Below are 19,498 nucleotides of genomic sequence, written 5' to 3'. Positions count from 1 at the left end.
AAAATCAGCGCCCCTGTAAGGTTTCTACAGCTTGGTCGTACACCTTTAAAGGATTTTCTGCTTTGAAAATATCGCTTGATAGCAATTGGCGAAAACGTCGTGATCCAGGAAATCCTTGGGCAATACCTAAAATATGGCGAGTAATATGGTGAATATTGGTACCCGCTCGTTGATTTTTTTCAATATAGGGGCGCAGCGCGTTCAGGACTTGAGTGCGTGTTAGCCTATTATTAGGCTGGCCAAAAATATGCTCATCAACCTGTGCCAGCATCCAACTGTTATGGTACGCCTCGCGCCCAAGCATAACCCCTGCAAAGGTTTTTAAATGCTCATTACATTGTTCAAAGGTTTTGATGCCGCCATTAACGACAAAGCTAAGATCAGGAAAGTCATTCACTAACTGGGCTGCAATATCATACCGTAAAGGTGGTGCTTCACGGTTTTCTTTAGGGGATAAACCCTCTAAGACGGCAATACGCGCGTGTACGGTAAACTGCGAACAGCCTGCTTGGGCAATGACGTCAACAAAATCAGCTAGTTCAGCGTAAGAATCACGTCCATTAATGCCAATACGATGCTTGACGGTAACAGGGATGCTGACCGCATCTTGCATTGCTTTAACACAATTAGCCACCAGCTGAGGGTGTGCCATTAAGCAGGCGCCAATCATATTATTTTGCACGCGGTCACTTGGGCAGCCAACATTTAAATTCACTTCATCATAACCAGCTTCTTCCGCTAATTTAGCGCACTTAGCTAAGTCAGAAGGGTTGCTGCCGCCTAGTTGAATGGCAATAGGGTGTTCAGATTGATCGTAGGCTAAATAGCGCTTGGCATCGCCATAGAGGAGAGCACCTGTAGTCACCATTTCGGTATAGAGCAAAGCATGCTGAGTCATTAAGCGAGCAAAGTAGCGAAAATGACGATCCGTCCAGTCCATCATAGGTGCAACACTAAATAGCGATGATCCAGTATAGTTTGGCTGGGTACCTTTTATCGTGGTTTCAGTGCAGTTTGTTACCTGTCTCATTCAATGTTATTCCAGCCTATTGGGCCCTATTGTTAGCACTTACGCACTTGTTTTAGCAGCCGTTTATAAAATGTAGCACCAGAGCAAATGAGGGCCTATCAATACAAAAAAATAAGATGAGACAACAAAATACACAGCTCAAGTGCAGATTAAACATAATTAAAGATAGTTTACCAAGAAACAGCGTTCTTGAATAAAAAGTCTACCGCTTGAAGGCAGCAGAAAAATAAGCAATAGCAGTGTCAATATTGAGCGCTTGGCATACTGATATAGTAAATCAATGCTATCTTGCTTGGTCGAAAACGGCTAAAGGCGCATAAAATATCTCCAGTCTCTGGTTATACCAGACAGTTTTAAAGATGGAGTGCTGTAAAAGTTCAGATGAAAGCCAGCTTGTAAGTGAAAATTACCCAAAAAATTTTCGCTAAAAAATAATGCATATAAATCAAAAGCTTACACTAAGCGTGAAAAACTTTGGGTAAACAGCCAATTTATGGGTTAACCTATTGTTTGATTTGGTTTTTTTGTTGTAAAATAACAGTTAACTGCCGCATAGGCAGCTTAAAATAGTTTCAGACATAGATGTTTTAGTTTCTTCCCGTTAACTGCCGCATAGGCAGCTTAAAATAGAAACGAAAGCACGTACAGGCACTTGATAAAGTTAACTGCCGCATAGGCAGCTTAAAATATCAGATTTAATAAAATAAAAAACAGATAAATGTTAACTGCCGCATAGGCAGCTTAAAATAACTCTTTAAAGCGTTCGGAGGGCAAGAAATGGTTAACTGCCGCATAGGCAGCTTAAAATAAAAAGACGAACCGAACCAAGATTAGCTTATGGTTAACTGCCGCATAGGCAGCTTAAAATACAGATTGTCGTCCATGACATCTACTGCTAGCCGTTAACTGCCGCATAGGCAGCTTAAAATTTAAATAGGTGGTTAAGCGCGTCACTATTGAAGTTAACTGCCGCATAGGCAGCTTAAAATGTTTGGATAAGCTATGTATCCAAACGCTTCTAGTTAACTGCCGCATAGGCAGCTTAAAATGAGGGCAAGGCAGCACACCTATCATTGATTAAGTTAACTGCCGCATAGGCAGCTTAAAATAGAGCGGTAGGCTTCCACGGCTGCGATGATCTGTTAACTGCCGCATAGGCAGCTTAAAATGCAAGGGTGATGTGCCTGCTGGCGTGGCAGAGGTTAACTGCCGCATAGGCAGCTTAAAATATCTGAGCTAGCATTTGGTATTCATAAGCTGGGTTAACTGCCGCATAGGCAGCTTAAAATTTATGTAGGATAAGCTAACATACCCTACGTGTGTTAACTGCCGCATAGGCAGCTTAAAATAGCTTACACGCTCAGAGAACGAGAACATCGGCGTTAACTGCCGCATAGGCAGCTTAAAAAAACTTGAGTGTTAGAAAGTAAGTACTTTTGCTATTTTGCTCAATAGGAGAGGCTAGGCGGTGGTTTAATATTATTGGTAAGCTAATGTAGTTTAATAGGTAATATTTAAGGACATGGCAATGAGCCAAACACCCTACTGGCGTCTGCAGACGCTTCTGGTATCCATCGTAATATCTTTGGTTGTATCCGTTTTCTCGCTTGGAATGCTTTTAAATATTCCTTTATTTACAGCGCATTTTTTAAATAACTTATGGTGGTTATGGGGAAGTGTAGTCATTGTGCCTGTGGTGCTTTGGGGCGCTAAAGCTAACCAAGGTATTATTCTGGGTGCGCTTACCGTATTTTGTTTGTATCAAGTAGGTTTTACTTATATTGCTTCTGGTTGGAGTGCGCGCGATGGGTTGGCGTGGTTGCTGTATTTTTTTGGATTGCCTGGTGGTTATATAGGTGCTTTTATTGCCATTTTTGTAAGTAAGAAGCTGGAACATAAGCCACAGTTTGCAATAGGTTTTATGTTGTCGTTTTTAGGCGTGCTGTTTAGTTATTTATTTCAATTGATTGGTGCTTTTCTCTCTAGTCTATAAGCAAGAAAGTGCTAGGAGCAGCCTAAGTACTGCCCCTAATAAACTATAGTTTGCGTAAAGTCAGTATTTGTTCGCTACGCCCGAATGGGCCATGGATATCATGCAAGATAGAACTGGTTAAACCAATACCGTCAGCGCCATACTGTTGTACTGTTTCTAATCCTAGCCATTTCCCTTGGGGGAGACGATGCAGGTGTATTTGTAAATCTAGATTAGGAAATGCCCAGCTAAAATCGCCTTCTTGACGAGGAACAATACCGTTAGCGGTATCAACCATACCCATAATATGAGCAAACTCAGAATAAGGGTGATCTTGAAGAACAGTTTTTTCGTTAGTCAGCCAGACTATTCCTTTACCTGCACGATGCTGTGCTGCTGCACGAAATTCCATTGAGCGAATAAAACCGCCTGCCCAGCGCTCCATGCCGTTCCATTTAGGTAAGTTTTCAGGCGTTGCTATAGGTTGATCTTCGAGTGCAGCAATGCTGCTGGAATCTTGTGTTTGCATACGCCAAGCGCGTGCCACAATGCAGGTTTTTCCTTGTGCTTGCATGCAAGCTTCAACTAATTCTATTGTTTTTCCAGCACGAATGACTTGAGTGGTGATGGTGAATTCGTCCAGAGGGATTAAGCCGAAGATATCTAAACTAATACGTCCTATGCGCATATCTGTGCGTGGCTGAAAGTGCTCAAGCTCGTAACAGAGGATGCCGGTGGCTGGTGCCATATGCTGTTCGTGTTGATTCCATGCACCTTGCGCATGGACTAAAGGGCGGTAAGTTGTTGTGCTAATTCCATTGTGTGTTTCTTGTTCCAGCTGGCAGTAATACGCTGACATCTAAGCAAACCTCTTATTGTTATTGATTTTGTGAATATTTTGATTGTGCCATTACCATTAAAAAAAACGATTACACCTTTTTCTAATGGGGTTGGCGCGCGAGGGCTATAAAATCTATGCTTGGCTATATAGAAAAACGGCGCTGCTGAGAAGCTCAGCAAGCGCCGTGATGGTTATGGATGCTTTATTTTGCTTTCCATTGACCATTGACTTGGATGTATTGTCCTTTCGGGGTTTTGTCGATAGCTTTTTGACCTGCCATAGATTCTACGTCACCAAGGCTTATGCCGTTATCTTTAGCTACGCGTTGATATTCTGCTTTGCGTGCGTCGTTAATAAGCTTGGTGATTTGCTGGGCATCACCTGAGTTTTTCACAACACCTAAATAACCATTAGGTTGTTCACCTACAAGGCCGCTGGCTTTAGCATCAGTCAGTGCATTCATGGCACCATTTAAGTCTAACGCCCAAGTACCCGTAACAAGGGTAGAGGTGAGAAGAATGCCGGCAAATAATTTAGTAAGTTTCATGTACCGCTCCTTAGAATAGGCCGCTAGATTCATCAAGAATGTTGTCGAGCGCTTTGTCTACTTTAATCATGATTTGGTGCTCGATTTTTACATTTAAGTTGATATTAATGGGATCACTTGGCATGGCTACTTGAACAGTAGGGGTGCAAGCAATGCTGAAAAAGGCGAGCGCTATAACTAGGCTCAATTTGGGAAAGTGAAACATCCTTCACTCCTTACGGTTTTGTAAGCGCTCTTTAACACGCTTTTGTATGGTTTCACTGACGTGATTACTTAACTGTAAGCTTGCCAGTAAAGCGGGTATATCTTCCTCTAAACTAATTGAAAAATGAATTGGGCGTCCTTTCTCAATTTTAGGATTGCTACCTTTTAATTCTAAGTTAAGACGCAGCTTGCCTGTTTGGTCATAGGTCACATCACTTTTCAAAACTTGATACTGGAAGTTAGACAGTGCATCGCTAACAAGTTGCATAGCAGGGTTAGCTCGTCCCATTTGTGTGATTTTGTCATTGCTAAATTGTAGGTAGCCGGCCTCACGGGCACCAATTTTTCCGTCATTTACGTGGAACTGCATTTTTTCGACATTGATTAGAATGGGTAATTTGCCATCAATAATGCCTTGCCCAGCCAAGCCTTCGGCAGGATAGATACGTAATACATCTTGAATATCTAGCCCTTTTATATCTACTAATAAGCTTTGTTCTTTATTTAGTGTTAGCTGTTGTTGATTGAGGCTGATTTGCCCTTGAAACAGGCCAGCATGCAGGCGCTCCCAGTTGATTTTGCCTGACAGGGGGGCAGATATATTGCCTTGGTAGGCAAAGTTTAATAAACGCGCTGGGCCAATAGGTACGCCTGGGTTTAGTTCGTCAAAGGTGAGGTTAGGAATACTAAGCTGTAATTGTGTACCTGTTAGCTTGGCCTCTAATTGCAATCCTAAGTTTTTTAACTCACTGCGGTTAACAATACCACTTAAACCACTGGCTCGGGCTTGGCTGGTTAAGCTGAGTTTGCCTGTGCTGGGTAGTTTGAGCTCGGCGGAGGCATTCAGCTTACCCGAGTTAAACTCAATCAATTCAGGCCAGTCTTTGAGTGTTTTCGCTAAAGGATTGCCGGCTAAAAAGTAGATTTCATCCAGTTTTAACGAGGCAGTCATGAGTTCTGGTGTGTATTTGGCCTGTAATGAGGTTTTTAAACTATGACTATTAGAAAGAGTGCCTTGCCATGTTATTTGCTGATTGGCTAAAGCCAGCTTGCCATCGCCTGTCCATGTGGCTTTTTTCAGATTGTCTTGTTTGATCTGCTTAATATCAAAGCTGCTTTGAGCCTCTAGTGCTAGGTTGAAATTAGCATCTAGGTTGGCGGTCAGTGTTTTTAAGCGCAGATTAAGGTCTGTGATTTGTCCCCATTCAGCATCTGATAATAGGGCCGCTTTTAGCGTAGGAGTGCTGGTGATGGCGACGGTTTTCTGCTCAAGATCGGCTGTAGCTGTGGTTTTGTCAGCTTGCAAGGAAAGGTTTTTTATAGAGCGAGTATTAGCTTGCTGTAGCTCATTAATGCTGAGCTGAAGTTGGCTAAGTACAAGCTCTGCTTGCTGCATGTTGGCTTCTAAAGTGAGCTTGGTTTGTAGTTGTAAACGATGAGCGCTTAGGTCATCTAAGCGGTAAACTGGAAGTTTAAGCAGAAGATCGCCATCACTGAGCGTCCCTCTCCATCGTGGTTGGTTACTCAGTGTGACTATGCTTTTAAAATGCAGCTCAGAGGCGCCAAAGGAATCAATATTAAGGGCCAGTTGTTGAGTATTAGAAGGCGCTATATCGGCTGCGGTATTGGCACTAATGAGCAAACGCTCAGGCGCAAACTCAGGTGGAACAAAATCAGTAAATTCTTTACCTATATGGGTAAAAGATAATTGGGTACGAAGGTTTGAGGGTTGCCACAGGCGTTGCGTTGTGGTCGCGTCAATGAAAAGATCACCCGTTATATAGGCATAGTCTTGAATGTCAGCGTCAATAGTTTGGATAGATACTTGCTTTGGCAGCCATTGTTCAAAGGTGCTGAGGTCTAATGGCGAGGCATCGTTATCTTCACTATCCGTTGTAAGGTTAAGCTCATTAAGGTTAAGGCGCAGCTTAGGGTTTTCTATTTCTAGGTGCTGTATAGGTGAAGATGAATACTGCCAAGAAAGTGCTAGTTTTTTAATGTGTAGGCTATTGGCGCTTTGAAAAACCTTTATGTCATGCAGTATGAGCTGATTAAGGCTGAGTTCGCTGCGCTCCCAGTCAAACCGATTAATATGATAGTTATTATTTAGGTGGGCTAACAAAATATGCCAGCCAATAAAGGGTAGGCTAACGAGCACAATAAAAACTATAAGTAGCCAGCGCAGCCACTTATAGCCTTTTGTTTTAGTCGCCTTGGTATTCACAGCCGCTAGTGCAGGTTTCATGTACGCGAACCTTTGAAAGCTCTGGAAGTAAAGGTTTGAGTTGCTGCCAAATCCATTTGCACAGGTTCTCACTGGTTGGGTTTTCTAAGCCTTCTATATCATTTAAGTAGTGGTGATCCAAACGATCATAGATAGGTTGAAAAATAGCTTTAATTTCGGCAAAGTCACGAATCCAGCCAGTATGTGGGTTTACTTCACCTTGGATATAAATTGCCGCTTTGAATGAATGTCCATGTAAACGACCACATTTATGCCCTTGCGGTACGTGAGGAAGCAAATGGGCTGCTTCAAACATAAATTCTTTAAATAATTCCACTGCAAAATCCTAAAAAGTAACAAAGCAATGCTTTAGTTAGCATAAATTGATTGTTTATTATCGTAACATAGCAAAACCTACCATTAATGATAAAGAACAGACGTTAAATAATGTTAAAAGCTTTCTATTATTGGGCGAAAAAACAGTTTCCCCGAGTTGAGATTAGCTTTCAACAGCAGGAAGAGGTGAGTAGCTGCGTACTCAATTACGATCTTGAGCATTATTTGGCTCGATTTACAATTTGGGATGACTTTAGTTGTGTCTGTGAAGTTCTCAGTGTACGTGATGAAACAAATCTCCTGACTGCTCGTTATGAGCTAGAGAATCTAGACCAAGCGCAAGATGCACTGCTCGCCTTTGATCAGTATCTTGGCGCGCTAAAAGCCTTGGTCTGATTTTTAAGCTTGGCTTAAGCATGTTTTAAGTTTGGTTTAAGCTTGTTTTTTTAGAGTAACTCCATCAAGTAAATAACCAATGGAGAGACTAAAATGAAAAAATTAATGACAGCGTGCTTGCTATCGGCTACTACCGTATTAACCGGTGCGGCTTATGCTAAAGACCTAATGCCTGCTGAGGTGGAGCAGCTAACGCAAGCAGGTGCTATTAAAACCTTGGCAGAGCTAAATAACATACTGCTTGAATTACATCCTGGCGCTGTGGTTACGGATGCGGAGTTTGAAACTTCGTCTTTACAGGGTTACGTTTATGAAGCTGAGTTGTATGATGCGCAAGGCGCTGAGTGGGATATTGATCTTAATGCAGCAACAGGTGCAGTGATTAAAAATCAACGGGATTATTAATGCTTAAAAACACGAAAGTGTGGGTGCTAGCCTTAAGTCTGTGCGTTGTCACAGGCTTAGGCGCAAAAGATTTAACGCATGATGATGCGTTACGTTTGCGTCAAGAAGGTGCTATTCGTCCAATTAATGAACTGATGCAAATTGCATTAGCGCGTTATCCTAAAGCCAGTGTTTTAGAGTTAGAACTAGAACAAAAACACGGGCAATTTATTTACGAGTTTGAAATTCTTACGCAATCTGGACAGGTACGTGAGATTAAGATAAATGCCACAACTGGCGAAATCTTAAAAGATAAGGTGGATGACTAATTATGCGCCTCTTGCTTGTGGAAGACAGTGTTGCTTTAGCTGATGAGCTTATGGCTAGCCTACAACAGCAAGGATATGTAGTAGATTGGCTAGCCGATGGACGAGACGCCGCTATACACGGGGTGATTGAGCCTTATGATCTTATTGTTCTCGATTTAGGCTTGCCAGGTAAATCAGGGTTAGAGGTATTAACTGAATGGCGCTCACAAAGTATGAATGCGCCTGTACTGATATTGACGGCACGTAGTTCTTGGAGTGAGCGCATTGATGGTTTAAAAGCAGGCGCGGATGATTATTTAACTAAACCTTTCCATCCGGATGAATTGCTATTGCGTATACAAGCCTTGCTGCGTAGAACACATGGTTTTGCAAATAATAGTCAGCTTGAAGCTGCAGGTTTACTGTTAAACGAAGATCATCAGTCCGTTATTCATAACGGCGAAGAAAAAGAGCTTACTGCTGCCGAGTTTCGCTTGTTGCGTTATTTTATGTTGCACCCTAAACAGTTGTTATCCAAATCTCATTTGGCCGACCATTTGTACGATGGTGAAACCGAACGTGACTCTAATGTGATTGAGGTTCATGTCAACCATTTGCGCCGAAAATTGGGGCGAGATGTTATTGAAACTAAACGCGGGCAGGGATATCGCTTTGTGGGGCAATAATGAAGTTTGTTAAAGCGGCGCCATCTATTCAGCGCCAGCTGAGTATTTCATTGGCGATGATTATTATTGTCCTTTGCGTACTGATTGTGCAGGCTGGATTGTGGGCAGTGGATAAAGGCTTGCGCAGCTTTACTAACAATACACTTATGCAGTCTGCAGAAAGTATTTTAGCCGCGTTAATTCGTAATCCTCAGGCTAATAAAGTGCTTGAACTCAATGATAGGCACTACGATATTGTGTATCAAAAGCCCTTTTCAGGGCGTTATTTTCTGGTCGAGATTGATGGGCAGGTTTGGCGCTCGCGATCATTGTGGGATTATGAATTGCATCCTTTAGTAGAGCGTGGCTTTAGCAATACCTTGATAGAGGGGCCTGAAAATCAACAATTGCTCATTTATCAAGGTAAATATGAGCGTTACCGAAAGCACATTAATGTCACTGTTGCCCAAGACTATAGCCCCATTACAGACAGTATTGCGATGGCGCGTAAGTCGGCTTTTTTTCTGGGGTTAGTTGGTATTGTGCTAGTGCTGCTCTTGCAGCGCCAAGTGCTAAAGAAAGCCTTAAAGCCACTAGCACAAACTTCAGCGCAAATAGGGCAGTTACGACAAGGTCAGCGTGCGCAATTAGATACTAATGTGCCTATAGAGCTTTTACCTGTGGTTGCTGAAATTAATAGGTTATTGACCCATACTGAAGATACATTAAAGCGTTCACGCAATGCCGTAGGAAATCTAGGTCATGCGCTAAAAACACCGCTAGCGGTGTTGGTGAGTTTATTAGCTCGACCTGAGTTTCAGCAGCATCCTGAGCTGCATAACTTAGTCGCAGAACAACTGGAGCAAATTCAACAGCGTGTAGGGCGTCAGCTTAATATTGCCCGTTTATCAGGTGAAGTATTGCCAGGGGCGCATTTTAACTGCCATGAAGAGTTGCCAGCATTAAGACAGATTATGCAAATGGTGCATGGCAAGCATTTATCGCTCACTTGGCAGGCAGCCGAAGGGCTAAGTTTACCTTGGGACAGAGAAGATCTCTTGGAAATGTTAGGCAATTTATTAGATAACGCGTGCAAATGGGCTGCTCATGCTGTGCAACTGCATATTTATGCGACGGAGCAAGCCTACTATTTAATTATTGATGACGACGGCATTGGCATTGACCCAGAGCTACGTCAGCAAGTACAAAATAGAGGCGCGCGCTTAGATGAGCAAACCGCAGGGCATGGCCTAGGCTTAGGTATTGTTTTAGATATTGTGCAATCTATGCAGGGGCAGCTTGAGTTACAAGAAAGCCCGCTGGGAGGCTTGCGTGTGAAAGTCAGCTTACCTAAACGGCAGGATACTTAAAAATTATCTAGCATTTCTTTCGGGATATCTTCTTTTCGACAAAGCATGCATTGCTCTGTCTCAGGGTCAAATACAATAAAAGCTTGCTTGCTTTGTAATGCGCGACTTACACGTTCCACGCGGGTATCTAAGGGCGTTTCATCGCCATTATCAGTGCCGTCACGAGTGACAAAGTCTTCAATTAGCGCGTTGAGTACAGCTTTATCTAGCATTTCGTAGGGAATTAGCATGGGTATTCTGTCAAAAATAAAAGCTATTTTAGTGAATAAACTAGTTTAAAGTGAATATTTTAAAAAATTATGTGCAGTATGAACAAAACAAAAGTTTTTTTGACAGAAACAGCTGCATCAAGCAAAGTACGCGGTTTGTGATTTCTTTCGCATTATAAGTTTGGGGAGAACTGAATGAATGCGGTAATCGTTGCGGTAGGAATTATGCTCATACTGAGCTTGGTTCGAGTGCATGTTGTAGTTTCATTGATTATTGGTGCTGTAGCCGGTGGTTTAGTGGGCGGCTTAGATATCAAGCAAACCTTAGAAGCCTTTCATAATGGCTTGGGTAATGGGGCTAAAATTGCCTTGTCATATGCCATTTTAGGTGCCTTTGCGGTGGCTATTAGTAAATCTGGTATAGCTGATATTCTGGCCAATAATATTCTAAAAATGGTAGGTAAACAGGGCGCTAAAGGCGAGTCTGCGGTGAAGTGGGTGCTTATTAGCATGCTCTTAGCTTCTGCTATTGCCTCGCAGAATATTTTGCCAATACATATTGCCTTTATTCCTCTGATTGTGCCGCCATTGGTGGGCATAATGACACGGCTGCAACTTGATCGCCGCTTAGTTGCTTGTGTATTGACCTTTGGTTTAGTGACAACCTATATGTTCTTACCGGTAGGCTTTGGTGCTATCTTCTTAAATGAATTGTTAGTTCCAAATGTGGCAAAAAGCGGGCTAGATGTCAGCGGGCTGAATGTGATGTATGCCATGCTGATTCCAGCCGTAGGTATGCTACTTGGCTTATTAACGGCAGTATTTTTCTCATATCGCAAAAAAAGAGCCTATAGCACACAAGACCAAGATAAGCTTGTAGCAGAAGAACAAGTAGAGCCTAAAGTTAATGCGTGGGTCATGATTGCAGCCGGCATTGCTGTGGTGATTGCATTTGTTGTTCAGCTAATGCTCGATTCAATGATTATGGGCGCTTTGTCTGGTTTTGTGTTTTTCTCTATTTCTGGTGTGGTTCGTTGGCGAGAAGCCGAAGATTTGTTTACGCAAGGCATGAAAATGATGGCTATGATCGGCTTTATCATGATTGCTGCTGCAGGTTTTGCTAGCGTAATTGAAGCCACAGGTGAAGTAAAAACCTTAGTGGCAGCTTCTGTGGAGTTGATTGGTGGCAGTAAAGCGATTGGCGCATTTGTAATGCTGTTGGTAGGCTTACTTGTTACCATGGGGATTGGCTCATCGTTTTCAACCATTCCAATTATTGCAGTTATTTTCGTACCTATGGCAATACAATTAGGTTTTAGCCCACTGGCTGTATTGTCTATTGTAGGTACGGCTGGCGCCTTGGGCGATGCCGGCTCACCAGCCTCTGACTCAACCTTAGGCCCTACATCGGGCTTAAATATTGATGGGCAGCATGATCATATATGGGATACTGTAGTACCGACCTTTATTCACTATAATATTCCGTTAGTTATTTTTGGCTGGATTGCCGCCATGGTCTTGTAATACCGATAAAGGCGCTAGCAATAGCGCCTTTTTTATATCTGTGATTTTCTTCCAGCTGGGTTGCTAGGCAAGTGAAAATTCCCAGCGTATAGTCTGTTTTTTTCTTATTCTATTTATAACAAGATGATTATTCGCAAAAAACGTGGCTTTTGGCAGCTACTCTTTACTATTCAAGGCTCAGTATTGCCGCGTGTGCTGCCACAAATTTTGGTAGTAACAGCGTTGGGTGTTTTAGCGGTTTTTTTGCATGAACACTTTGCGCAGATTTTTCCTGAGTATTCATTAGCTTCGTTTAGTATCTTAGGCTTAATGCTGTCGTTGTTGTTGGGCTTTCGTAACAGCGCAAGCTATGCTCGTTGGTGGGAAGGTCGACAACAATTAGGCGCTTTAATAATGCACGCTCGCTCATTAGGGCGTATGACCATGTGTTATTTTGATGCCAGTGATCCTAGCCAGGTGAAATTACAGCAAAGCACCATGCAGCGTATAAGAACCTTCTCTACGGTTTTACTATATGGTTTACGTGATAGAGATTTTAAAGACAAAGTATCAGCTAATAACGATCCTTTAGCTGCACATCGGATTTTGTCGGCTAAAAGTCCAGCTGATATGAGTTTACGTTTGATTAGCGAGAATATAGCGCAAGCACGGCGTTTAGGTTTTATTTCAGATATTACGGCGATGGAATTTGAGCGGCTGGTTAGTTTGCTAGCCGATGTGCAAGCTGCTTGTGAGCGCTTGCAAAATACTCCAATTCCTTTTGCGTTTATGTTGCTAGCGCACCGTTTGGCTTATTTGTTTTGTGCGTTATTGCCTTTTGCCTTAGCAAGTACAACAGGGATTGCAACGCCTGTTATTAGTGCGATAGCCGCCTATGCCTTTTTTGGATTAGATGCATTAAGCACAGAGCTAGAAAATCCTTTTGGGGAAAAGCCAAATCAGTTAGCTGTGTATTCTATTGAGCGTACGTTAGAAATTCATTTGCTGGATGCGCAAGGCTTGCCAGTGCCTCCCGCATTACAAGCAAAAGGCACATGGCTTAACTAGATTTTAGTCAATCTCTAGAAATATTGGGGCATGGTCAGATGGCTTTTCCATGCCTCGAATATCGTAATCAACCCCCGCTTTCACTAAGCGACTTTGCAGTGCAGGGCTGGTCATAATTAAATCAATACGTAGGCCGCGTTTGGGCTCATCATCAAAGCCTTTACTGCGATAGTCAAACCAGCTAAAACGGTCATTAACACTAGGATGTAAAACTCGAAAGCTATCTTGCATGCCCCAAAGTTTTAAGCGTCCCATCCATTCACGTTCTTCTGGTAGGAAGCTACACTTGCCAGTACGCAACCAGCGTTTAGCATTATGCTCGCCAATACCAATGTCACAATCTTCAGGGGAAATATTAAAGTCGCCCATGATAGCCAGGTTCGTTTGCGGTGTGAATTGTGTTTCTAGCAAAGCTTGTAAGTCTTGGTAAAATTTTTCCTTGGCGGGGAACTTGATGGCATGATCACGGCTCTCACCTTGCGGAAAATAGCCATTCATTATTGTAATAGTTGCGCCTTTACCGTCATCGTATTCAGCCCAAATAAAGCGCCGTTGGGCATCATCATTATCTGTTGGGAATCCTTTATAAACCTTTAGTGGTTCATGTTTTGAAATAAGTGCGACACCATAATGACCTTTTTGTCCATGATAATGTACGTGATAGCCTAGGTCTTTGATGAGTTGCTCAGGAAATTGAGGGTCGTCTACTTTGGTTTCTTGTAAGCCAATGACATCTGGTTGGTATTTTTCGATGATGGCCTGTAGCTGATGAGGTCTGGCACGCAAACCGTTGATGTTGAAAGAAATAAGTTTCATTGTGTACCCTTAAAAGCCGTCAAGTTTGCAGAATTATCTTATTTGATGAGCTAGTATAGCGAGAAGTGCTATGCTGTGTGCCACATGGTTAACCAACTGGGATGGTTAATGTTATTCAATCACCATGAAGAGATTATTTGTGAAGAAAATGTTGCGATTTTTAACCAGTCTTATTCTGGTAAGCTTTTCTTCAGTGCTTTGGGCACAAAGTAAACTAGAAGTTCGTATTACGCCTAAAAATAGCGCATTAAAAGCTAATATTGAAGCTTTTATTGGAGCTGTCGAAAAGCGTGACTTTGAGGGCTTAGAGCGTTTTCAACGTACGGCTAAGCAGCAGGCTGAGCAAGCTAGTCAAGCCTTAGGCTATTATTCTGCGAAAATTACAGTCAGTGTTAACAAGGATCCAAATACCTTATTAGTTGAAGTGGAGCCTGGTGCACCTGTGCGTTTAACTCACGTTGAAATTCGTGTTGAAGGTGAAGCCGCCAATGTTCCTGAGTTTATTGTGCCCAATAATAAGAAGTTACAAGTAGGTGCTAAGCTAAATCATAGTGTGTATGAAGATGCCAAGTCAGAATTACAAAATCAAGCCTTACGAATGGGTTTTTTTTCTGGCAAATTCTTACAGCACACATTAAAAATTGATCCTATCAATGAGAGCGCAGAAATAGCCTTGGTGTATCAAAGTGGACCCCGTTATAAACTGGGTAAAGTTAGCTTTCCTGATACCGCAAAAATTAATTTAGATTTGCTAGAGCGCTTAATCCCATTTAAAGAGGGCACTAACTATCATTCAGCATTGATTGCTAAACTGAGTCAGAACTTACAAAGTACAGGCTATTTTGAGCAGGTTCGAGTTGACGCTACCGAGCAAGATGCAGATGAAAACTTGGTAATACCCATTAGTGTGGTCTTAACACCTGCCAAGCCGCGTACTATGGGTATTGGTTTAGGTGCTTCCACTGATATTGGACCACGTGCTCGCTTTAGTTGGGAGCGTCACCGTGTTAATTCAGCAGGGCATAAGTTAGGTGGTGATATTGAAGTATCCTCACCCAAACAAAGTGTGACAGGGTGGTATGCCGTTCCTTTAGAAGATCCGCTAAATGATGAGTTACGCTTTTTAGGTGGCTATCAAAAAGAAGAAATGAATGATGCGGACAGCATGAAATATACATTGGGAGCGCAAGTTCGTAAGCAATTAGATAATAAATGGCAGCGTACTTATTTTTTACGTTGGGAACAGGAAACTTTTAAATTCAATAAAGGCTCAGGTAATAATAGCCGTGAGCGCACGTCTCAGTTTTTATTACCTGGTGTTGGTTATTCTATTTTACGCAGTGACTCACCTTTAGATCCTAGTCAAGGGCATCGTTTGCAATTTGATATTGCTACCGGTAAAGAAGGTGTTTTGTCTGATGCTGATGTTGTACGTGCCACGGCTTTGGCAAAAGGCTTGTATACCTTTGCCGATAATCACCGTTTTTTAGGACGAGCACAGATAGGTGTAATTGGTACTAATAATTTTAATAAAATTCCGCCTTCTTTACGTTTTTTTACAGGTGGTGACCAAACTGTACGTGGTTACAGTTATGAAGATATTTCACCACGTGACAGTGCAGGTAACCGTATTGGTGGTCGCTATATGTTTGCAAGTAGCGCCGAGTATCAATATACCTTTGCGCCTAGTTGGCGAGTCGCTGCTTTTATTGATCAAGGTGCAGCCGCTAATAACCTAACAGATTCTATAAAAACTAGTATTGGTATGGGTGTTCGTTGGGTTTCCCCAGTAGGACCGCTGCGTTTAGATCTGGCCAAGCCTATGCATGATAAAGAAAATGGCTGGCGTATTCACTTTTCAATGGGGCCAGAGCTATGAGGTCTTGGTTAAAGAAAATTCTATTTAGCCTTCTAGCGCTAGTGTTAATTATTCCTATAGCACTCTGGAGTGTGCTGTCCACGCAATCAGGCAGTCGCTGGGTTTTATCCATGGTTCCAGGGTTAACCGTTGAACAATTTGAAGGGGCTTTGCTAGATAGCTGGAAGGCAAGCTATCTTAGTTGGCAGCAAGACGAACTGAAAGTTGAAATTGATCAATTAGATTTTCAGTGGCGTGCTAGTTGTTTATGGGATAAGCAAGTATGTATTGATGTATTGACAGCTAACAAGGTTAATCTAAATCTACCCGCCAATGCTGAACCAAATGAGCCTAGTACGGCGCCTGTTGTTTTGCCTGAGTTAGAGCTACCTATTGCGATTTTTTTAAAGCAATTAGCAGTAAATGACTTTTCGCTAAATGGTGAGTCATTACTGCAAGGCTTAGCTGCAAATTTGTCTTGGACTTCAGAGGGGTATGCTATTCATAACCTGACACTTGCCCTAAATGATATTAAAGCGAAAGCACAGGGTACAGTGAATCCAGTGGGGGCGTGGGAAACCTTATTACAACTTGAAGCTGTGCTGCCTATTTCAGAAACCGACAGTATACAGGTGAGTGCACATACTCAAGGTAATCTTAGTCAGTTGCAAGTTGATGCTAACACCTCAGGTTTTATAAATACTCAAGCCAATATCCACTTAGAACCTCTCACGCCAGATCTACCTTTAATGGCAAAACTCAAGGTGCAGCAGTTTTTAGCTGACCCTGAATTACCGCCTTCGTTATTGTTAGAAGAATTAAACTTATCGGCAACAGGTGATCTTGCAAAAGGGTTTAAAGTCTTAGGTCATGGACAATTAAAAGGTGATAAGCACCCTGTTTTATTACAACTGCTGGCAGATATAGGTTTAGAGGGCGCTACAGTTGAACATTTAAATTTAATTCAAGAGCAGCAGGGCTTATTAGGTATCCAAGGTAAAGCCAGCTGGCAGCAGTTATTAACAGCTGACCTAAGCTTAGATTGGCGCCAGTTTAATTGGCTTGAACTCTACCCAATGGATGAGCCGCCAGTCACTGTTGATAGCTTTAAGGCTGCCATTCAGTTGCGTGATAAAATCTACCAAGGTGGTTTTTCTGGTGAGCTTAAAGGCCCAGCAGGAGAGTACTCATTAAGTAGTGAGCTATCAGGCAGCTTTGAGCAAGTGCAGCTTTCTAAACTGACGATTAAAGCAGGCAAAGGGCAGTTAGACGGAACGCTTCACTTAGGTTTTGCCAAGGCTATTGATTGGTTAGCAGAGATTAAAATTAGTCAATTAGATCCGGCTTTTTGGGTTGAGGAGTTGCCTGGCACTTTAGATGGGCATATTCATTCTAAAGGTAAGCTAGAAGGCGAACACTTAGCCTTAACTACTGATGTTGCTGTAAAGGGGAATTTAAGGCGCAGCAATACAAGCTTAACCATTAAGGCACAGGGCACGGAGAGTCATTTAAACCTTAAACAGTTGAGTTTTTTTCTAGGAGAGAACCGTCTAGAAGCTACTGCCCAGCTTCACAATAAGACGCTGACAGCCGACTCTAAGTTGGAGTTTACTCGCTTAGCACAGTTATGGCCTGGCTTATCAGGGCGTCTTGATGGCGTTGCTAAAGCAACAGGAAGTCTGGAACAACCCATTATAAATGGCGACTTCAAAATCAAAAAACTGAGCTACCAAGATCAGCATATTGAGACCCTTAGTTTAATAGCCAACCTTGATAAACATCAGAAAGTCATGGCTAATCTAGACGTACAGGGTATTGTCAGTGGCGATCAGGACTTTGGTCGTTTACAGTTAGAGTTAAAGGGCAGTGAACAACAACATCAGTTAACAACGACACTCAATGGCGCTGACTTGCAGCTGGCTTTAAAACTCGATGGCAAGCTTGATACTAAAGGGAATTGGCAAGGGAGGCTGGGGTCACTCTCCATCAATTCCAGCGGACAAAACTGGGCATTAGCCAACCCGTTGCAAATTGACTATTTAGCGTCTGGTGTACTGACCTTAGAAGCCCATTGTTTGGTCAGTGGGCAAGCCAGTTTTTGTGCAAAAAAACAAAAAATACTTCCTGACTTAGATATTGATTACAGCTTAAAAAACTTTACTTTAGCAAGTTTGCAGCCCTTGTTACCTAAAGGCTTTAAACTCACTGGTGCAGTGAATGGTCGCATTCATCTTCAACTACCTGACTCAGGCCCTTCAGGGGTAATTTTTCTAGATGCCAGCAATGGGCAACTGGATTTAATGGTAGATAACAAAGCCACTCGTTTTAAATGGGGAACATTGCGTTTGGACTCTAATTTGACACCGAATAAGGTTACGGCAGCAGTCGTCTTTAAAGGGCCTAACAATAGTCAATTAGAATTGAATGCACAGATTAACCCCTTAGCCAAAGATAAACCTATTAATGGCTTCTTTACCATTGAAAATGTCGATTTAGCCTTAATCAAGCCCTTTGTGGATGAGGTGGACAAATTACAAGGTAGTCTGCAAGGAAAGGGCAGTATTAGTGGTGGTTTAGAAGCGCCATTAGTGACGGGTAATGTTAGTTTGAAAAATGTATATATCGCAGGTGGGGAGCTACCTGTATCTTTTGAACCTTTGAATTTACAGGCTAAATTGCTAGGTAATTATTTAACATTAGAGGGTCAATGGAAAAGTGGTAAAAAAGGTCAAGGCGCTATCTCAGGTAATATCGCTTGGCAAAATGATTTAAATCTCGCCATTTTAGTAAAAAGCGATAAATTACCTATTGTTGTTGAGCCTTATGCTAACTTGGAAGTAGCCACTGATCTGAAAATCAGCATGGAACATCAACAGTTAAAAGTCGATGGGAAAGTGCAGGTGCCTAAAGGCGCTATTGATGTGCCACAGTTGCCGCCGAGTGCGGTACAGCTTTCTTCAGATGCGCAAATTGTTGGCGTAGAAGTTGAGGAGTCTGACTTTAGGTTAGCAATGAATGTATTAGTTGAGGTGGGCAGTGATAAGTTAACCTTCACAGGTTTCGGATTGAAGGCTAATATTTTAGGGCATATGCAAATCACCGATAACATGGGTGGGCGCGGTACTCTAGAGCTAAAAAATGGGCGTTATAACGCCTTTGGACAAAAGCTTGAGTTGCGCCAAGCCCAGCTTATTTTTGCTGGTCCTTTAAGTGAGCCTTTCTTAAATATTGAAGCGGTACGTGTTACGGGTGATGTAACGGCAGGGCTGCGCTTAACAGGCTCTGCACTACAACCTCAAAGCGAAGTTTTTTCAAGGCCTGCCATGAGTCAAGAACAAGCACTATCGTGGTTGTTAATGGGACGTCCATTAGATGGTGGTGGTGATGGCAATGCGATGGCGCAAGCAGCGCTGGCATTAGGTTTAATGGGTACTTCACCATTGGCATCTAAGCTAGCAGATAAAGTAGGTGTACGAGAGTTCACCTTAGATACTGAAGGCGATGGCGATGAAACCAGCGTAGTGGCCAGTGGACGTATCACGGATAAAATGACATTAAGATATGGTGTGGGTGTCTTTGATCCTTCAACTATTTTGTCGCTACGTTATGAGTTGACCAAGCGGCTTTATGTTGAAGCCGCCAGTGGTATATCCAACTCAATTGATTTCTTTTATAAGCGCAGTTTTTAGTGGTATGAGGTTAAGAGCAAAACTAATACAACGACTGCAGGTGCAATCGAAAAAACACTGTTTATCGTCTAGGTAAAC

At 42.4% G+C, this 19,498-nt stretch carries 18 protein-coding genes and 1 CRISPR repeat array; of the genes, 10 read left to right on the top strand and 8 right to left on the bottom strand.

The features are described 5' to 3' along the window. Nucleotides 1–4 precede the first annotated feature (4 nt). Entirely contained in the window at nt 5–1,030 is a 1,026-nt protein-coding gene (gene dusA / locus VQ643_RS11355) for a tRNA dihydrouridine(20/20a) synthase DusA (RefSeq protein WP_414199899.1), read from the bottom strand. Nucleotides 1,031–1,570: 540 nt separating this feature from the next. Then, a CRISPR array of direct repeats spans nt 1,571–2,439; the repeat unit is 28 nt; unit sequence GTTAACTGCCGCATAGGCAGCTTAAAAT. A 119-nt stretch (nt 2,440–2,558) separates the two neighbouring features. Here dusA and VQ643_RS11350 point away from each other — a divergent pair. Next, nucleotides 2,559–3,023: a hypothetical protein gene (locus tag VQ643_RS11350; protein ID WP_414199898.1), complete on the top strand. Its 465-nt coding sequence runs from the start codon at nt 2,559–2,561 to the stop codon at nt 3,021–3,023. Between the two features lie 43 nt (nt 3,024–3,066). Here the strand turns inward: VQ643_RS11350 and VQ643_RS11345 are convergent, their stop codons facing one another. The 5 genes from VQ643_RS11345 to queD form a co-directional block, all read right to left on the bottom strand. After that, on the bottom strand, nt 3,067–3,861 hold the full coding sequence (locus VQ643_RS11345) for a thioesterase family protein (protein WP_414199897.1): 795 nt from the start codon (nt 3,859–3,861) through the stop codon (nt 3,067–3,069). Nucleotides 3,862–4,045: 184 nt separating this feature from the next. Beyond that, nucleotides 4,046–4,390, bottom strand: coding sequence for a YdbL family protein (locus VQ643_RS11340; protein ID WP_414199896.1), 345 nt, complete (start codon nt 4,388–4,390; stop codon nt 4,046–4,048). Between the two features lie 10 nt (nt 4,391–4,400). Next, nucleotides 4,401–4,595, bottom strand: coding sequence for a YnbE family lipoprotein (locus VQ643_RS11335; RefSeq protein WP_414199895.1), 195 nt, complete (start codon nt 4,593–4,595; stop codon nt 4,401–4,403). A 3-nt stretch (nt 4,596–4,598) separates the two neighbouring features. After that, nucleotides 4,599–6,839: a YdbH domain-containing protein gene (locus VQ643_RS11330; RefSeq protein WP_414199894.1), complete on the bottom strand. Its 2,241-nt coding sequence runs from the start codon at nt 6,837–6,839 to the stop codon at nt 4,599–4,601. Further along, nucleotides 6,799–7,155, bottom strand: a complete 357-nt coding sequence (queD, locus tag VQ643_RS11325) for a 6-carboxytetrahydropterin synthase QueD (RefSeq protein ID WP_414199893.1) — start codon at nt 7,153–7,155, stop codon at nt 6,799–6,801. The genes VQ643_RS11330 and queD overlap by 41 nt, the downstream gene beginning before the upstream one ends. Before the next feature lie 110 nt (nt 7,156–7,265). On the opposite strand from queD, the gene VQ643_RS11320 reads away from it, so the two are divergent. The 5 genes from VQ643_RS11320 to VQ643_RS11300 all read left to right on the top strand — a co-directional run bounded on the left by VQ643_RS11320 (nt 7,266) and on the right by VQ643_RS11300 (nt 10,277). Beyond that, nucleotides 7,266–7,550, top strand: coding sequence for a hypothetical protein (locus VQ643_RS11320; RefSeq protein WP_414199892.1), 285 nt, complete (start codon nt 7,266–7,268; stop codon nt 7,548–7,550). A gap of 93 nt (nt 7,551–7,643) precedes the next feature. Then, nucleotides 7,644–7,955, top strand: a complete 312-nt coding sequence (locus tag VQ643_RS11315; protein WP_414199891.1) for a PepSY domain-containing protein — start codon at nt 7,644–7,646, stop codon at nt 7,953–7,955. Beyond that, nucleotides 7,955–8,263, top strand: coding sequence for a PepSY domain-containing protein (locus tag VQ643_RS11310; RefSeq protein WP_414199890.1), 309 nt, complete (start codon nt 7,955–7,957; stop codon nt 8,261–8,263). The genes VQ643_RS11315 and VQ643_RS11310 overlap by 1 nt, the downstream gene beginning before the upstream one ends. 2 nt (nt 8,264–8,265) lie before the next feature. Beyond that, nucleotides 8,266–8,928, top strand: a complete 663-nt coding sequence (locus VQ643_RS11305; RefSeq protein ID WP_414199889.1) for a response regulator transcription factor — start codon at nt 8,266–8,268, stop codon at nt 8,926–8,928. Beyond that, on the top strand, nt 8,928–10,277 hold the full coding sequence (locus tag VQ643_RS11300) for an ATP-binding protein (protein ID WP_414199888.1): 1,350 nt from the start codon (nt 8,928–8,930) through the stop codon (nt 10,275–10,277). The genes VQ643_RS11305 and VQ643_RS11300 overlap by 1 nt, the downstream gene beginning before the upstream one ends. On the opposite strand, the gene VQ643_RS11295 is transcribed toward VQ643_RS11300, so the two are convergent. After that, nucleotides 10,274–10,507: a YheU family protein gene (locus tag VQ643_RS11295; RefSeq protein WP_414199887.1), complete on the bottom strand. Its 234-nt coding sequence runs from the start codon at nt 10,505–10,507 to the stop codon at nt 10,274–10,276. The genes VQ643_RS11300 and VQ643_RS11295 overlap by 4 nt on opposite strands. Before the next feature lie 174 nt (nt 10,508–10,681). Here VQ643_RS11295 and VQ643_RS11290 point away from each other — a divergent pair, with 174 nt between their 5' ends. Together VQ643_RS11290 and VQ643_RS11285 are read left to right on the top strand one after the other, a co-directional pair. Beyond that, nucleotides 10,682–12,010 carry a Na+/H+ antiporter family protein gene (locus VQ643_RS11290; protein ID WP_414199886.1) on the top strand — a complete coding sequence of 443 codons (1,329 nt, stop codon included), beginning with the start codon at nt 10,682–10,684 and terminating at the stop codon, nt 12,008–12,010. Between the two features lie 123 nt (nt 12,011–12,133). Then, nucleotides 12,134–13,057, top strand: a complete 924-nt coding sequence (locus VQ643_RS11285; RefSeq protein ID WP_414199885.1) for a bestrophin family protein — start codon at nt 12,134–12,136, stop codon at nt 13,055–13,057. Between the two features lie 3 nt (nt 13,058–13,060). Here VQ643_RS11285 and xthA read toward each other — a convergent pair whose 3' ends face one another. After that, nucleotides 13,061–13,873 (bottom strand): exodeoxyribonuclease III, encoded by an 813-nt coding sequence (gene xthA, locus VQ643_RS11280; RefSeq protein WP_414199884.1) that lies wholly within the window; start codon nt 13,871–13,873, stop codon nt 13,061–13,063. A gap of 148 nt (nt 13,874–14,021) precedes the next feature. On the opposite strand from xthA, the gene VQ643_RS11275 reads away from it, so the two are divergent. Continuing rightward, nucleotides 14,022–15,752, top strand: a complete 1,731-nt coding sequence (locus VQ643_RS11275) for an autotransporter assembly complex protein TamA (protein WP_414199912.1) — start codon at nt 14,022–14,024, stop codon at nt 15,750–15,752. Beyond that, on the top strand, nt 15,749–19,420 hold the full coding sequence (locus VQ643_RS11270; protein ID WP_414199883.1) for a translocation/assembly module TamB domain-containing protein: 3,672 nt from the start codon (nt 15,749–15,751) through the stop codon (nt 19,418–19,420). The genes VQ643_RS11275 and VQ643_RS11270 overlap by 4 nt, the downstream gene beginning before the upstream one ends. The last annotated feature ends 78 nt before the right edge of the window (nt 19,421–19,498 follow it).

The organism is Pseudomonas sp. F1_0610 (assembly GCF_047470865.1).
Classification (GTDB): domain Bacteria; phylum Pseudomonadota; class Gammaproteobacteria; order Pseudomonadales; family Pseudomonadaceae; genus JAZDRH01.
Note: the sequence above shows the minus strand (reverse complement) of the source record. Positions and strands in the feature narration are given on the sequence as shown.

Coding starts and splice junctions, on each gene's coding strand:
- VQ643_RS11300 (WP_414199888.1), top strand. CDS start 8,928: ATGAAGTTTGTTAAAGCGGCGCCATCTATTCAGCGCCAGCTGAGTATT.
- VQ643_RS11335 (WP_414199895.1), bottom strand. CDS start 4,595: ATGTTTCACTTTCCCAAATTGAGCCTAGTTATAGCGCTCGCCTTTTTC.
- VQ643_RS11310 (WP_414199890.1), top strand. CDS start 7,955: ATGCTTAAAAACACGAAAGTGTGGGTGCTAGCCTTAAGTCTGTGCGTT.
- VQ643_RS11320 (WP_414199892.1), top strand. CDS start 7,266: ATGTTAAAAGCTTTCTATTATTGGGCGAAAAAACAGTTTCCCCGAGTT.
- VQ643_RS11285 (WP_414199885.1), top strand. CDS start 12,134: ATGATTATTCGCAAAAAACGTGGCTTTTGGCAGCTACTCTTTACTATT.
- VQ643_RS11270 (WP_414199883.1), top strand. CDS start 15,749: ATGAGGTCTTGGTTAAAGAAAATTCTATTTAGCCTTCTAGCGCTAGTG.
- dusA (WP_414199899.1), bottom strand. CDS start 1,030: ATGAGACAGGTAACAAACTGCACTGAAACCACGATAAAAGGTACCCAG.
- VQ643_RS11340 (WP_414199896.1), bottom strand. CDS start 4,390: ATGAAACTTACTAAATTATTTGCCGGCATTCTTCTCACCTCTACCCTT.
- VQ643_RS11350 (WP_414199898.1), top strand. CDS start 2,559: ATGAGCCAAACACCCTACTGGCGTCTGCAGACGCTTCTGGTATCCATC.
- VQ643_RS11330 (WP_414199894.1), bottom strand. CDS start 6,839: ATGAAACCTGCACTAGCGGCTGTGAATACCAAGGCGACTAAAACAAAA.
- VQ643_RS11275 (WP_414199912.1), top strand. CDS start 14,022: ATGTTGCGATTTTTAACCAGTCTTATTCTGGTAAGCTTTTCTTCAGTG.
- VQ643_RS11315 (WP_414199891.1), top strand. CDS start 7,644: ATGAAAAAATTAATGACAGCGTGCTTGCTATCGGCTACTACCGTATTA.
- xthA (WP_414199884.1), bottom strand. CDS start 13,873: ATGAAACTTATTTCTTTCAACATCAACGGTTTGCGTGCCAGACCTCAT.
- VQ643_RS11305 (WP_414199889.1), top strand. CDS start 8,266: ATGCGCCTCTTGCTTGTGGAAGACAGTGTTGCTTTAGCTGATGAGCTT.
- VQ643_RS11295 (WP_414199887.1), bottom strand. CDS start 10,507: ATGCTAATTCCCTACGAAATGCTAGATAAAGCTGTACTCAACGCGCTA.
- VQ643_RS11290 (WP_414199886.1), top strand. CDS start 10,682: ATGAATGCGGTAATCGTTGCGGTAGGAATTATGCTCATACTGAGCTTG.
- VQ643_RS11345 (WP_414199897.1), bottom strand. CDS start 3,861: ATGTCAGCGTATTACTGCCAGCTGGAACAAGAAACACACAATGGAATT.